Source organism: Niveispirillum sp. GW835-FHT14G11 (assembly GCF_058793615.1).
The window spans coordinates 83,925-98,149 of sequence record NZ_JBXAFZ010000002.1 but is presented as its reverse complement, the minus strand read 5'-3'; the positions used below and the strand labels follow the sequence as shown (position 1 = coordinate 98,149).

Here is a 14,225-nt window from a genome sequence, read left to right as displayed (position 1 = left end):
AGCCTAAATCCGCTTGTCAAGCGGGCGCAAGCCACTGATTTGGCTGGTGAGAGGGATCGAGGCCACGGATCGGGACGTTGGAGACAGCCCGGTCATGATCATTTGGCAGCGGGTCTGCTTCTCGGCCGAGACCTGACAGCCGAAGCCCGGATTGGCGATGACGTTGATCCAGGGGGTCGGCGTCGCCCGGTCGTGATCCAGGGTGATGACATATTCCCGCCCGTCTTTGTCGAAACCGACCATCCCATTGGAGAATTCCAGCCCCGACGGGACCAGTGTCGGCGCCACCTGCAGGTGGCGATGATGGGTGGGCGGCAGCCGGGCCGGCAAGTGACACTGGCCCGTGCCGGCACAACAGGCCGGCACGGGGGGCGGACCCTGGCGCCGCGGGTCAGGCGGCGACGGCGTTGACGCTGGAGAGCGCCAGCTTGCTCAGCAAAACGTCGGTGCGCTTCTCCTCTGCCAGGGTCTCCTCCAGCAGCGGCACGGCCTCGGTCAGGCCCAGTTGTTCGGCCCAGGCGATCAGGGTGCCGTAGCGGCTGATCTCGTAATGTTCGACAGCCTGGGCGGCGGAAAGGATGCCGGCGTCCAGCGCATCGCTGTCAGCGAAATCCTCCATGACCTCCTTGCTCTCATCGATTATGCCGATGATGGCGTCGCAGGTCTTGCCGCGCGGGGTCTTGCCGATGATCTCGAACACCTTTTCCAGCCGTTCGATCTGGCCTTCGGTCTCTGTCCTGTGCTGTTCGAACGCCTGGGTCAGCTGTTCGGCATTGGCCTTGCGGGCCATCTTCGGCAGGGCGCGCAGGATCTGCTTCTCGGCGAAGTAGATGTCCTTCAGCGTCTCGTGGAACAGGTCGTTCAGGTTCTTGGGTTGCCTGGACATGAGGGTGAGCTCCTGAAGCGGTGGGGGGATTGGTCGGGGGGCGGACGCCGCCGGCCCGCACCGCTTAAACACCGCCGGAGAGCAGGCGTTCCCATGCGCCATGACTGAATATCAGACGACGGAGTTGGTGCCGGCTTTTCGACAATATCTGACCGTTCCATCGGTTGCGGCACGGGGGGGGGCAGCTTGATCCAGATCATGGTGGCCGCTCCATGCGCCCCTCATGGTTCGTTGAAAGAACGACATGGAGGAGGGACGGAGATTGCTGCGATTGAAGCGTATCGGCATCTCCACCAGCCGGGAGAATGTCGCCTACCTTTCGCGCGCCTGCACCCATTACCGCGCCGCCGCCTTTGAGGGACAGGAAAAGGTGGAGGTGGTCGCAGGTGCGACACGACTGGTGGCGGCGTTGAACCTGGTGGATGATCCGGCCATCCTCCCGCCCGATTGCCTGGGCCTGTCCGAACAGGCCTTTATCCGCTTCGGCCAGCCCGACGGTGCCGAAATCCGCCTGGATCATCCCCATCCGCCCCGAAGCCGGGAGGCCCTGCATGCCAAGATCGGCGGGCGGGAACTGGATGAGGCCAGTTTCCGCGCCATCATCGACGATGTCGCCGGTCACCGTTATGCCAAGGTGGAAGTGGCGGCCTTTCTGGTGGCCTGCGGATCATTCATGACGACGGCGGAGACGCTGGGGCTGACCCGCGCCATGGCCGCCGCCGGCGAGGGGCTGTCCTGGCCCGGCATACCGCTGGTGGTGGACAAGCATTGTATCGGCGGCATTCCCGGCAACCGCACCTCGATGATCGTGGTGCCGATCGTGGCGGCGCATGGCCTGCCCATGCCCAAGACCTCCTCGCGCGCCATCACATCGCCCGCCGGCACGGCCGACACGATGGAGATCCTGGCCAATGTGGCGGTGGATCTGCCGCACATGCGCAACGTCGTGGCTGAGGCCGGCGGCTGTCTGGTCTGGGGCGGGCATGTGAACCTGTCACCGGCCGACGATGTGCTGATCGCCGTGGAACGACCGCTGAACATCGACACGCGGGAGCAGATGGTGGCCTCCATCCTGTCCAAGAAGAAGGCGGCCGGATCCACCCATCTGGTCATCGACATGCCCGTCGGCCCCAGCGCCAAGGTGCGTTCGGCCGAGGAAGCGGCCCGGTTGCGCAAACTGTTCGAATATGTGGGCGACGCCATCGGTCTGACCCTGCGCGTCACGCTCAGTGACGGGTCGCAGCCGGTGGGGCGCGGCATCGGCCCCGTGCTGGAGGCGCGCGACGTCATGGCCGTGCTGGAGAACCGGGCCGATGCGCCGCGAGACCTGCGCGAACGGTCCCTGGCCCTGGCCGGCCGCATCCTGGAATTCGACCCCGGTTTGCGCGGCGGCGCCGGCATGGCACGGGCGCGCGAATTGCTGGAAAGCGGGGCGGCGCTGAAAACCATGCTGAAGATCATGGAACTGCAAGGGCCGCCGCCCCGCATCGCCACCCTGGGCACCCTGGTCCGCGACGTGGTCGCCGATGCAGATGGCAGGGTGGTGGCCATCGACTGCCACCGTCTGGCCCGCATCGCGCGGCTGGCGGGCGCGCCCTTCGATCCGGGGGCCGGCATCGACCTTCTGAAGAAGGCGGGCGATCGGGTGCAGGCCGGGGAGCCGCTTTATCGCATCCATGCCGAGCGCGAGGTGGAGTTCCGCTTCGCCTGCGGTCTGGCGGCGGAAGCGTCGGGTTATGTCGTGAACGGCAAACATGAAGGGGAAACCATCCGATGACCCAACCGACCCGCTATGCTGATGGCGACCCCATCATCACCTTCCATGGTGCCGCCGGGGGCGTCACGGGCTCCTGTTTCCTGGTGCGGCACGCGGCCGGCACGCTGCTGGTCGATTGCGGCATGTTCCAGGGCTCCAAGAGCGTCCAGGAGCTGAACTATCGTGACTTCCCCTTCGATCCGGCGGAACCGTCCGTCCTGCTGCTGACCCATGCCCATATCGATCATAGCGGCCTGATCCCCAAGCTCTATCGCCATGGCTTCGCTGGCCGCGTCGTCACCACGCACGGCACGGCCGATCTGTTGACCTTCATGCTGCCCGACAGCGGCTTCATCCAGGAAAGCGAGGTCCGCCGGTTCAACCGTCGCAACCGCCAGCGCGGAGGGCGGGAGGTGGAGCCCATCTATACCCAGGCCGATGCCGAACGTGTGCTGTCGCGCCTGTCACCCGTGAAGCACGATATCTGGGTCGATGTGGAGCCGGGCGTGCGGGCGCGCTTCTGGGATGCGGGGCATATCCTGGGCTCCGCCTCCATCGAACTGGAGGTGCCGGGCGCGGACGGACCGGTGCGCATCCTGTTCTCCGGCGATATCGGTCCGGGGGACAAGCCCTTCCATGTCGATCCGCAAAGCCCCGTGCGGCCCGACTGGCTGGTGGTGGAATCGACCTATGGCGGACGTGATCGGCCGCTGATGACCGCCGACGAACGCCGGGCCCTGCTGGGGGCGGAACTGAAGGAGGCGCTGGCGCAGGGTGGGCCGGTCCTGATCCCGGCCTTCGCAGTGGAGCGCACGCAGGAACTGCTCTACGACCTGGATCGGCTGTTCGACACCGGCGTGCTGCCGCCGGTGAATGTGTTCCTGGACAGCCCGCTGGCCATCCATGTCACCCGCGTCTTCGACCGGCACCTGCCGGACATCAACGAGGCCGGCACGCCGCCGCCCTTCTCCCGCCGCAACCTGCATCTGACGGAGGATGTGGAGGCCAGCAAGCGCCTGAACCGCATCACCGGAGAGGCCATCATCATCGCCGCCAGCGGTATGTGCGAGGCCGGACGTATCCGCCACCACCTGAAGAACAACCTGTGGCGCCCGTCGGCAACCGTGCTGCTGGTGGGGTACCAGGCGCCGGCCACGCTGGGCCGGCTGATGCAGGAAGGGGTGGATCGCGTGCGCATCCATGGGGAGGAGGTGCGGGTCCGCGCCCGCATCCGCACGCTGGACACCTATTCCGGTCACGCCGACCGCTCCCATCTGTTGCGCTGGACGCTGGACCGGCTGCCTGTGGCCGGCGGCATTTTCATCGTGCATGGGGAGGAGCAGGAGCGGGCGGCGCTGAAGGCGGGACTGGCCGCCGCCGGCATCGATGACGTCAAGATTCACATTCCGGCGCTGGACAGCCGGTGGTGCCTGACCGCACGCGGCGCGCGGAACGACCAATCCCCGGTCCCGCCACGCGCCGTCACGACAGCCCGTGACTGGCACAATGATTACGCCGCCACCATGCTGGCCCTGTCCGACAAGGTGCGGGGCGAGAAGGACGACGCGGCGCGGGAGGCGCTGCTGGCCAAGGTGAAGGCAGCGCTGGGAATATAATTTGAAAGCGGGCGGCGCTGCAGCTGCGGGCGACTATGGATCGCGACCACACCCTATGCGTGGTTTCCACCCACCATGATTTCGCATTAGACTGGATCGGCAGCCAAACTGTTCAGAGAGTGGCAGATTTCAGCCGTGACAGAAGACCGCGAACTCTTCACCCGTTTCCAGGCGCTGATGGAAACGGTGCCCGACGGGGTGATCATTATTGATCATCAAGGCCGGATCCAGTCCTTCAATCCCGCTTGCGAGGCCCTGTTCGGCTGGTCGGCTGCCGATGTGGTCGGCCAGAACATCAAGATGTTGATGCCGCCCCCCTATCGGGATGAGCATGATGGCTATCTGGCCCGCTTTCATGCCACGGGCGAACGGCGGATCATCGGGATCGGGCGGGAGGTGACCGGCTTGCGGCGGGACGGCAGCACCTTCCCCATGGAATTGTCCGTGGGCGAGGCGCAGCAGGATGGTCCCCCCGTCTATATCGGCATCATCCGCGACATCAGCCGCCGTCGGGATGCCGAGCAGACGCTGCGCAACCGGGAGGCGCGGCTGGCTTCCATCATCGAGACTATTCCCGATGCCCTCATCGTCATCGACGGGCAGGGGCTGATCCGTTCCTTCAGCCCGGCGGCCCAGCGGCTGTTCGGCTATGGGGAGGCGGAGGTGCTGGGCCGGAATGTCAGCCTGCTGATGCCCGCGCCCTATCGTGACCAACATGACCAGTACATCGCCCGCCACCTGACCACCGGCGAGAAGCGGGTCATCGGCACAGGTCGCATCGTGTCCGGCCAACGGCGCGACGGTTCCGTCTTTCCCATGAAACTGGCCGTGGGTGCGGTGGACCTGGAGGGTGAACGGCTGTTCACCGGCTTTGTCCATGACCTGACGCAAACGCAGGCGGCGGAGCGGCGGCTCCAGCAGCTCCAGTCCGAACTGCTGCATGTCAGCCGGGTTAGCGTCATGGGCCAGCTGGCGTCCGCCCTGGCGCACGAGCTGAACCAGCCGCTGACGGCCGTGGTCAACTATATCAAGGCGTCGATGCGGATGATCGAGCGGGCGGATGGCGCGGACATGTCCCTGGTCAGGGACACCATGGAAAAGGCGTCACAGCAGGCGCTGCGGGCCGGACAGATCATCCGGCGGCTGCGCGACTTCATCGCCAAGGGCAGCACCGACCGGCGCGTGGAAGGCCTGGGCGGGGTAGTCGAGGAGGCGGCCGCCCTGGCCCTGGTGGGGGCCAAGGAAACCGGCGTGCGGATCGAGCTGAACCTGCCCCGGCAGGAACTGAGGGCCACCATCGACAAGATCCAGATCCAGCAGGTGCTGCTCAACCTGATCCGCAACGCCGTGGAGGCGATGAGCGGCAGGCCCGAACGGGTTCTGTCCATCGCCGCCATGACGGACGGGCAGGGTTTCATCGAGGTCGCCGTGGCCGATACCGGCCCCGGACTGGACGAGGCGGCGATGGCCAACCTGTTTCAACCCTTCGTCAGCGGCAAGGAACGCGGCATGGGCCTGGGCCTGTCCATCAGCCGCTCCATCATCGAGGCGCATGGCGGCCGGCTCTGGCCGGAACGCAACGACAGGGGGGGCGCCACCTTCCGCTTCACCCTGCCGCTGCTGACCGAGGGGGAGGGTGACCATGGTGTCTGATCCGATCATCGCGATCGTCGATGATGACGAGGGGGTGCGCGACAGCCTGCAGCTGCTGCTGATTGCGTCTGGTTATCGGGTGGAAAGTTTCGCGTCGCCGCTGGCGTTCCTGGCCTCCGACGCGCCCGAGCGCTGCGCCTGCCTGGTGGTTGATGTGCGCATGCCGGAACTGACGGGGCTGGAGGTGCAGGAACGGTTGCTGGCGGCGGGGCGAACCCTTCCGATCATCGTCATGACAGGCCATGGCGACGTGCCCCTGGCAGTCTCCGCGATGAAGGCCGGCGCCGTCGATTTCATCGAGAAGCCGTTCGAGGAGGAGATGCTGTTGGCCTCCCTGCGCACGGCCCTGTCCCGCCCCCGCGTGGCGCCGGTTGAGCAGGGGCCGTCGCCGGAGATGCTGGCGCAGCTGTCGGCGCTGACCCCACGGGAACTGGATGTGCTGCGGGGGCTTGTGGATGGCAAGCCCAACAAGATCATCGCCTTCGACCTCTCCATCAGCCCGCGCACCGTGGAGATCCATCGCGCCCGCGTCATGGAGAAGACGCGGGCCGATAGCCTGTCGCATCTGGTGCGCATCGCCCTGGCGGCCGGCATCCGGCCGCGGGGCGATTGATCCGCATCAAATCGCGCCGGTATACGCAGAACCCCTTATTTCCTCTTCGACACGGGCTTTCTAAATTCACGATTGTTTGGGGCGGACATCGCCCCGACGGAAGTTCCACTGTCCAGAGGTTCATCGTGGCCGACGCAATGTCCGGCCGGATCTATGTCGTCGATGATGACGGATCCATCCGGGATTCCCTGCATGTGCTGTTGCGCCTCTATGGCTTCGAGGTCGATTGCTACGCCTCCGCCCGTGAATTCCTGTCGGCCTTCGACGGCCGGGCAGGCTGCCTGCTGCTCGACCAGCATATGCCGGAGATGACCGGGATCGACTTCATCGAACAGCACGGTCCGGCGTTGGACGGGATGCCCGTCGTGATGATGTCCGGCCGCATGGAACCGGAAACGCAGGAGCGTGCCTGCCGGGCCGGCGTCGCCCTCTTCCTGGACAAGCCCGTCGATACCGACCGGCTGATCGCTGAACTGCTGCGTCTGGCGCCGGCACCCGATGGCAATTGATTCAGTCCTGGGGCCATAGGGGATTTTACGTAGGTAGAAGACCGAACTGATCGGGCAGCCGTGTAGACGATAAGGTCGGGGCATGGAGATGGAACGGGCCGCACCGCGGACCGGAGAAGGGGAGCCCGATGATCATGTCGCTCGCAAATGTCCCTGTTGTCGGCCGCAGCGCCGGCCCGGCCCTGCCTGCGCCCGGTATGTTCCTGCCCAAGGCGGCCGGCCCGGTCCCGGCCGCCAACCCCTTCATCCTGTGGGCGGATGAGTCCGGCACCTATGACCGCGACCAGACGATCTTCTGCGAAGGAGACCCGGCCACCAGCATCCGCATCATCACCGCCGGCATGGTGCGGATCGTCAGAATGCTGGCCGACGGCCGCCGGCAGATCATTGGATTTCTCCAGCCCGGCGACATGCTGGGACTGGCCCCGGCCGGCAGCTATCTCTATTCCGCCGAGGCCGTTACGTCCGTCGCACTACGGCGGCTGTCGCGGACGCAATTGGACATGTTGCTGGAGCAGGACCCCGACCTGCGCCGGCGCCTGCTGGCCGCCACCGCCACGGAGCTTCAGGTCGCCCAGGACCAGATGGTGTTGCTCGGGCGCAAGACGGCCGTCGAGAGGCTGGCCAGCTTTCTGCTGTCCCAGGCCAGGCGGCGCATGCCGGAGCCTGAGGATCATTGCCGCATGGAACTGCCCATGACGCGGGCGGATATGGCCGACTTCCTGGGACTGACCACCGAGACGGTGTCGCGTGCCGTTACCAGACTGAAGACGGAGCGTCTCATCCGGCTGCATGCCGGGCAGGTGATCGAGATACTGGATGTCGCGGCCCTGACCGATCTGGCCGACGGATATTGATTTCCCCCGAAAGGTCTTTTTGCACCTGCGAAATTGATATCGCGCAATGCCGGTGCTGATCGCGCATATTACGGTTGCCACATCATCGCGGATTTTATGGAGTGGACCGGAATGCGCGCGCCACCCTTGATCGCCCTGGCTGCCATGGGGCTCATCGCCGGCGGTTTCGGCCTCTATTGGTGGAACGCCCAGGCGGGGCAACTGCCCTTGGGGCTGGCCACCGCCAATGGCCGTGTGGAAGTGGAGCGGATCGATATCGCCACCAAACTGCCGGGGCGCGTGGCGGAAATCACCGTGCGGGAGGGCGACCAGGTGGCACGCGGCGCCATCGTGGCCCGCATGGACAAGGCCGAGTTGATGGCGCAGCGGGCGGCGGCGGCTGCCAGCGTGCGGCGTGCTGAACAGGCCATTCTGCAGGCCGAAGCACAGGTGGCTGTACACCAGGCCGAATATCGGCTGTCGGGCGTGGAGTTGCGGCGGGGCACAGAGTTGGCCCGCACCAATGCCGTGCCCGCGAGCGAGGTCGACCGCCGCAAGGCGCAGAATGACGTGAGTGCTGCGACCGTGCAGGCGGCAAAGGCCGCCGTGGGTGACGCCGGCGCAGCCTTGCAGGCGGCACAGGCCCAGCTTCTGGTGGTGGATACCAATCTGGGCGAAACCGATCTTGCCAGCCCGGTGGCCGGCCGTATCGAATACCGGCTGGCCCATCCGGGCGAGGTGCTGGCGGCCGGCAGCAGAGTGGCGACCCTGCTGGACCTGTCTGACGTCTACATGACGATCTTTCTGCCCACAGGACAGACGGGGCGTGTGGCCCACGGTTCCGACGCCCGCATCGTGCTGGACTCGGCACCCGGCTATGTCATCCCGGCCGAGGTGAGCTTCGTGGCGGCGGAGGCGCAGTTCACGCCCAAGGCCGTGGAGACAGCGGACGAGCGCGAGAAGCTGATGTATCGCGTCAAGCTGGCCATCGCCCCGGCCTTGCTGACCACATACCGGGACTATGTACGGGCCGGGCTGACGGGCCAGGCCTATGTGCGGCTGGACCCGGCGGTGGCGTGGCCGGACCGGCTGGCCATCAGATTGCCGCCGGTGCCCAGCCATGCAGCCCGGTGACCCTTGCCCCCCTGGTGCCACCGTCCGGCTGGAGGGCGTGCGCCATTCCTATGGCGACGGCGTGGCCCTGGGGGATGTTTCCCTTGTGGTTCCGACCGGCGCCGCGCTGGCGATCATCGGGCCGGACGGGGTGGGAAAATCCACCCTTCTGGGCCTCATTGCCGGGGTGAAGCGGTTGCAGGCCGGCCGGGTGGAGGTGTTGGGCGGCAGCATGGCGGATGCCGGGCATCGCGCGCTTATCGCGCCGCGCATCGCCTATATGCCGCAGGGATTGGGCCGCAATCTCTATCCCACCTTGTCGGTGACGGAGAATATCGACTTCTTCGGCCGGCTGTTCGGACAACAGACGTCGGAACGCCGGGCCCGCATCGACAGGCTGCTGAAGGCGACGGGTCTCGACCCGTTCCCGGACAGGCCGGCTGGTAAACTGTCGGGCGGCATGAAGCAGAAGCTGTCCTTGTGCTGTGCGTTGATCCACGATCCCGATCTGCTGATCCTGGACGAGCCGACGACAGGCGTCGACCCGCTGTCGCGCCGCCGGTTCTGGGCGCTGATCGACGCGATCCGCGCCGAGCGGCCGGGCATGACCCTCATCGTCGCCACGGCCTATATGGAGGAGGCAGCGCGTTTCGACCATCTGGCCCTGGTCGATGGGGGCCGCATCCTGGCCGCCGGCCCGCGTGAAACGGTCTTGGCCCAGGCCCATGCGGCGACCCCGGAGCAGGCCTATGTCGCCCTTCAGGCCGGCGGGCGGCACGAGCCGCTGGTCATGCCGCCCTTCGTGCAACGCGACGGACCCGACGCCATCATGGCCGAGGGACTGACGCGGCGGTTCGGTGACTTCACGGCGGTGGACGATGTCAGCTTCCGCATTCGGCGCGGGGAGATTTTCGGCTTCCTGGGCTCCAATGGCTGCGGCAAGACCACGACCATGAAGATGCTGACGGGCCTGCTTCCGGCGACGTCCGGAACAGCCACCCTGCTGGGTCGGCCCGTTGGCCGGGCAGATGTGCAGACGCGCCTGCGCGTCGGCTACATGTCGCAAGGCTTCTCGCTGTATGAGGAACTGACCGTCCGGGGCAATCTGGACCTGCATGCACATCTCTACCGCATTCCGGGGGCGGAGATGGAGGGGCGGATAACACGGGCACTGGATGATTTCGACCTGGCGGATGTGGCGGGGATGCTGCCATCGACCTTGCCGCTGGGCATCCGCCAACGCCTGCAACTGGCCGCCGCCTGCCTGCACAAGCCGGAAATCCTGATCCTGGACGAGCCGACATCGGGCGTGGACCCAGGCGCCCGCGACCTGTTCTGGCGACATCTGGCCGACCTGTCCCGGCGTGACGGCGTGACGATCTTCGTTTCAACCCATTTCATGAATGAGGCGGAACGCTGCGACCGCATATCGCTGATGCATGCGGGCCGCGTGTTGGCCGTCGGTGGGCCGGACGAGCTGACGGCCGCTCGGGGAGCGCAGACGCTGGAAGATGCCTTCATCGACATTCTGGGCCAAGCCGACAGCCTGTCGGAACAGGCAGCCCTGCCGGCACCTGCCATCGCGGTACAGGCAACCCCAGTGCTGGCCCCGCAGGAGGGCCTCGCCCGTTCGCTGGTACGCATCTGGGCGTTTGCGCAGCGGGAGATGGTGGAGGTTATGCGCGACCGGGTCCGTCTCACCTTCGCGCTGCTGGGGCCGCTCATCCTGTTGCTGACCTTCGGATACGGCATCACCTTCGACGTGGAGGACCTGCCATTCGCGGTCTATGATCGCGACCAGACGCTGGAAAGCCGGCAATTGGTGGAGAATCTGACAGGGTCCCGCTATTTCCATGAACGGGCCCCCATCCGCTCCGAAGCGGATATTGAAAGGCGGCTGAGATCGGGGGAATTGCGGCTGGTCCTGTCCATCCCGCCATCGTTCGGACGCGATCTCATGCAGGGGCGGCGGCCGGAACTGGCGGTCTATCTGGACGGGGCCATGCCGTTCCGGGCGGAAACGGCCAAGGGCTATGTCCAAGGTATCGCCATCGCCTATGCGCAAGATCTCGCCCGCCGCTCAACGTCGGCCCGCGCGGTGGCAGCGGGCGTCCGCATCGAACCCCGCTTCCGCTACAATCAGCAATTCCGCAGCGCCGCCGCCATCCTGCCGGGCGTCATCATGGTGCTGCTGGTCATGATCCCGCCCATGTTGACCGCCGTCGGCGTCGTGCGGGAGCGGGAGGTAGGCTCCATCGCCAACCTCTACGCGTCGCCCGCCACGGTGGGCGAGTTCCTGATCGGCAAGCAGGCGCCCTATGTGCTGGTCGGATTCCTGTCCTTCCTGATCATGCTGGGTGCTGCCGCCCTGCTGTTCGCCGTGACGGTGAAGGGATCGCTGGCAGCGCTCTGCCTGGGGGCATTGCTTTACCTGTTTGCCGGTACGGCCCTGGGTCTGCTCGTCTCGTCCTTCGTGCGCACGCAGGTGGCGGCCATCATGGTCACCGCCATCCTTTGCACTGTGCCGGCCGTCAATTTCTCCGGCTTCATGTATCCGGCCGCCACCCTGGAAGGCGGGGCGCGCCTGCTCGGCCTGTCCTTTCCGGCCCTGTGGTTCCAGACGATCAGCCTGGGCAGCTTCGCCAAGGCCCGGCCTTTCGCAGCCTTCCATCTGGAATTCGTCATGCTGGGCCTATTCGCGCTGGGCTTCATGACCATGGCCTGCCTGTTGCTGCGCAAGCAGGAGACATGAGCATGCGCCACTGGCTGACCACCGTCTGGTTCCTGGGGCGCAAGGAGTTGGCCAGCCTGCTGGCCGACCGCGTGCTGCTGGCCCTGATCATCTACAGCTTCACCATATCGGTCTATACGGTGGCCAAGGGCGTGCAGACGGATGTCACCAATGCCCGCGTCGCCATCATCGACGGCGACCATTCGGCCCTGTCGCGGCGTATCGGCGAAGCATTGCTGCCACCCTATTTCCGGCCCCCCACCGATCTGGACCGGTCGGAAATGGACGCGGCCATGGACCGGGGGGAAAGCACCTTCATCCTGGACCTGCCGCCCCGGCTGGAAAGCGACCTGCGGTCCGGCCATTCCCCCACGGTACAACTCAATATCGATGCCACGGCCATGACGCAGGCCGGCGTGGGCAGCGCCTATATCCAGCAGATCATCGACCAGGAGGTTCGCCGCGCGTTCTCTCCCCGTGACGCGGATACGGCACCGGTAAGCCTGGTGGCCCGCGTCTTCTTCAACCCCAATCTGGAAGGCATGTGGTTCCAGGCGGTGATGGCGGTAATCCAGTTCGTCACCATCCTGTCGATCCTGCTGGTCGGGGCCGCCGTCATCCGCGAGCGCGAGCATGGCACGATCGAGCATCTGCTGGTCATGCCGCTGGGTGCGTCGGAGATCGCGGCGGCCAAGATCTGGGCCAACGGTCTCGTGATCCTGATCGCCACCGGCCTGTCGCTGCGCTTCGTGGTGACGCTGTGGCTGGGCGTGCCCGTCGCGGGCTCCATCGGGCTGTTTCTGGCGGGTGCAGCCCTCTATCTCTTCGCCACCATGTCGCTGGGCATCCTGCTGGCCACGGTCACGCGGTCGATGCCGCAATTCTCACTGATCGCCATTCCCACCTTCATGGTGCTGAATATGCTGTCGGGCGCCACCTCGCCACTGGAGAGCATGCCGCAATTCATGCAATGGCTGATCCAGCTTTCGCCCACGGTGCATTTCGTGAAGCTGGCCCAGGCCATCCTCTATCGTGGCGCAGGGATCGATCTCGTCTGGCCGCAGATGCTGGTGTTGACGGGTCTGGGTGCCGGCTTCCTTGGCGTTGCCCTGTCGCAGTTTCGCGCCATGCTGGCCCGCAGCCAGCAGGGTTAAGGTCATCAAGGCTGGGGCCCGGCACCATCTGCCAAGTTGCAGGTTGATTTCCGGTCCCATCGCTGCTTCGTATATTCATCGATGAAAAGATGGGGGTGGCGATTTGGCGATATTGCAAGCAAAGCTTGCGGCCCAGGCCCAAATCGCGTTGGCAAGGCAGGCGGTCATCCTGATCGGTGGTCGCGATACCTGTCCCGGTTCGCCAACGGACTCCATGCCGACGCCGCTTTTGCCTGTCGGCGGCGTGCCATTCCTGGATTATCTGCTGGCGAACCTGGCCCGCCATGGCTTCCGCCGGATCGTGCTGTTGACCGGTGGTCCGGCCGAACAGATGCGGGGGGTGGTGGATCGGGCACCAGACCTGGGTATGCAGATTACCTGCATCGCCGCGCCGGAACCGGCAGGGACCGGCGGCGCCCTGCGCTGTGCCGGCCACCTGCTGGATGAGAGGTTCCTGCTGCTGAACGGTCAAACGTTGCTGGATATCAATTATCTGGCGCTGTCGGTCGGGGCGGGCTGGCGGGACGGTGACCGGGGGCGCATCGCGCTTCGTGCGGTGGCCGATGGCGCCCCGTGTAGCGTGGTGGAACAGACGGAGGGTCGTATCACCCGTGTTGGCGAAACGGTCGGTCACGCCGGCCCCGCAATGGTCAATGGTGGCGTCTATTGGTTGGACCGCGCTGTCCTGGAGATGATCGACGCTCTACCCTGCTCTTTGGAGCGGGAGATCCTGCCGGCCCTGGCGCGGGGCGGGATGCTGAGCGGCGCGTTGTGCGATGGTTATTTCATCGATATCGGCGTGCCGGCGGATTTCCGCCGTGCGCAGACCGAAATCCCCACCTGGCAGCAACGGCCGGCCGCCTTCCTGGATCGGGACGGGGTTCTGAATGCCGATATCGGCTATGCCCATCGTCCGGATCAGATCGAATGGCTGCCAGGTGCGCGTGAGATGATCTTGTACCTGAACGAGCACGGCTATTACGTCTTCGTCGTCACCAACCAGTCCGGCGTGGCCCGCGGTTATTATGACGAGGAGGCGGTTCGCGCCCTGCATGCCTGGATGCAGGCGGACCTTGCCCATGCCGGGGCCCATGTCGATGATTGGCGCTATTGCCCCTATCATCCCGACGGCGTCGTTCCCCAGTATCGCCGCCCCCATCCGTGGCGTAAGCCTGAACCCGGCATGCTTCTCAACCTGCTGGAGCAATGGCCCGTCACACTGAAGGGCAGTTTCCTGCTGGGTGACAAGGAAAGTGACATCCAGGCAGCGACGGCGGCCTGCATCCCAGGGCACCTGATTGATTGCGCAGACATGTTGGAGCAGGTCCGCGCCCTTGTCGGATAAAGTGTGCGCGCCG

12 protein-coding genes are annotated in these 14,225 nt (G+C 65.8%); 10 read left to right on the top strand and 2 right to left on the bottom strand.

What is annotated here, in order from left to right:
• Positions 1–3 precede the first annotated feature (3 nt).
• Together AC1Q7F_RS04030 and AC1Q7F_RS04025 are read right to left on the bottom strand one after the other, a co-directional pair.
• Positions 4–330: a hypothetical protein gene (locus AC1Q7F_RS04030; RefSeq protein ID WP_492504051.1), complete on the bottom strand. Its 327-nt coding sequence runs from the start codon at positions 328–330 to the stop codon at positions 4–6.
• A gap of 61 nt (positions 331–391) precedes the next feature.
• Positions 392–886 (bottom strand): YciE/YciF ferroxidase family protein, encoded by a 495-nt coding sequence (locus AC1Q7F_RS04025; RefSeq protein ID WP_492504049.1) that lies wholly within the window; start codon positions 884–886, stop codon positions 392–394.
• Between the two features lie 262 nt (positions 887–1,148).
• Between AC1Q7F_RS04025 and AC1Q7F_RS04020 the strand changes: the two genes are divergently transcribed.
• From AC1Q7F_RS04020 to AC1Q7F_RS03975, 10 genes are all read left to right on the top strand, one after another.
• The gene (locus AC1Q7F_RS04020; RefSeq protein ID WP_492504047.1) at positions 1,149–2,663 is read left to right on the top strand and encodes a thymidine phosphorylase family protein; all 1,515 of its coding nucleotides are present in this window, start codon (positions 1,149–1,151) and stop codon (positions 2,661–2,663) included.
• Positions 2,660–4,258, top strand: coding sequence for an MBL fold metallo-hydrolase (locus AC1Q7F_RS04015; RefSeq protein ID WP_492504045.1), 1,599 nt, complete (start codon positions 2,660–2,662; stop codon positions 4,256–4,258). The genes AC1Q7F_RS04020 and AC1Q7F_RS04015 overlap by 4 nt, the downstream gene beginning before the upstream one ends.
• A gap of 135 nt (positions 4,259–4,393) precedes the next feature.
• Positions 4,394–5,911: a PAS domain-containing sensor histidine kinase gene (locus AC1Q7F_RS04010; RefSeq protein WP_492504043.1), complete on the top strand. Its 1,518-nt coding sequence runs from the start codon at positions 4,394–4,396 to the stop codon at positions 5,909–5,911.
• Positions 5,901–6,524, top strand: a complete 624-nt coding sequence (locus AC1Q7F_RS04005) for a response regulator transcription factor (RefSeq protein WP_492504041.1) — start codon at positions 5,901–5,903, stop codon at positions 6,522–6,524. Before AC1Q7F_RS04010 ends, AC1Q7F_RS04005 begins: the two co-directional genes overlap by 11 nt.
• Before the next feature lie 125 nt (positions 6,525–6,649).
• Positions 6,650–7,033, top strand: coding sequence for a response regulator transcription factor (locus AC1Q7F_RS04000; RefSeq protein ID WP_492504039.1), 384 nt, complete (start codon positions 6,650–6,652; stop codon positions 7,031–7,033).
• A 134-nt stretch (positions 7,034–7,167) separates the two neighbouring features.
• Positions 7,168–7,890 (top strand): helix-turn-helix domain-containing protein, encoded by a 723-nt coding sequence (locus tag AC1Q7F_RS03995; RefSeq protein WP_492504037.1) that lies wholly within the window; start codon positions 7,168–7,170, stop codon positions 7,888–7,890.
• 111 nt (positions 7,891–8,001) lie between these two features.
• Positions 8,002–9,003 carry an HlyD family secretion protein gene (locus AC1Q7F_RS03990; protein WP_492504035.1) on the top strand — a complete coding sequence of 334 codons (1,002 nt, stop codon included), beginning with the start codon at positions 8,002–8,004 and terminating at the stop codon, positions 9,001–9,003.
• Complete coding sequence (gene rbbA, locus AC1Q7F_RS03985; RefSeq protein ID WP_492504033.1) at positions 8,990–11,734, top strand: ribosome-associated ATPase/putative transporter RbbA; 2,745 nt, start codon at positions 8,990–8,992, stop codon at positions 11,732–11,734. Before AC1Q7F_RS03990 ends, rbbA begins: the two co-directional genes overlap by 14 nt.
• A 2-nt stretch (positions 11,735–11,736) precedes the next feature.
• The gene (locus AC1Q7F_RS03980; protein ID WP_492504031.1) at positions 11,737–12,867 is read left to right on the top strand and encodes an ABC transporter permease; all 1,131 of its coding nucleotides are present in this window, start codon (positions 11,737–11,739) and stop codon (positions 12,865–12,867) included.
• 103 nt (positions 12,868–12,970) lie between these two features.
• Positions 12,971–14,212 (top strand): HAD-IIIA family hydrolase, encoded by a 1,242-nt coding sequence (locus tag AC1Q7F_RS03975; protein WP_492504029.1) that lies wholly within the window; start codon positions 12,971–12,973, stop codon positions 14,210–14,212.
• Positions 14,213–14,225 lie beyond the last annotated feature (13 nt).

Coding starts and splice junctions, on each gene's coding strand:
- AC1Q7F_RS04005 (WP_492504041.1), top strand. CDS start 5,901: ATGGTGTCTGATCCGATCATCGCGATCGTCGATGATGACGAGGGGGTG.
- AC1Q7F_RS03990 (WP_492504035.1), top strand. CDS start 8,002: ATGCGCGCGCCACCCTTGATCGCCCTGGCTGCCATGGGGCTCATCGCC.
- AC1Q7F_RS04015 (WP_492504045.1), top strand. CDS start 2,660: ATGACCCAACCGACCCGCTATGCTGATGGCGACCCCATCATCACCTTC.
- AC1Q7F_RS03980 (WP_492504031.1), top strand. CDS start 11,737: ATGCGCCACTGGCTGACCACCGTCTGGTTCCTGGGGCGCAAGGAGTTG.
- rbbA (WP_492504033.1), top strand. CDS start 8,990: ATGCAGCCCGGTGACCCTTGCCCCCCTGGTGCCACCGTCCGGCTGGAG.
- AC1Q7F_RS03995 (WP_492504037.1), top strand. CDS start 7,168: ATGTCGCTCGCAAATGTCCCTGTTGTCGGCCGCAGCGCCGGCCCGGCC.
- AC1Q7F_RS04025 (WP_492504049.1), bottom strand. CDS start 886: ATGTCCAGGCAACCCAAGAACCTGAACGACCTGTTCCACGAGACGCTG.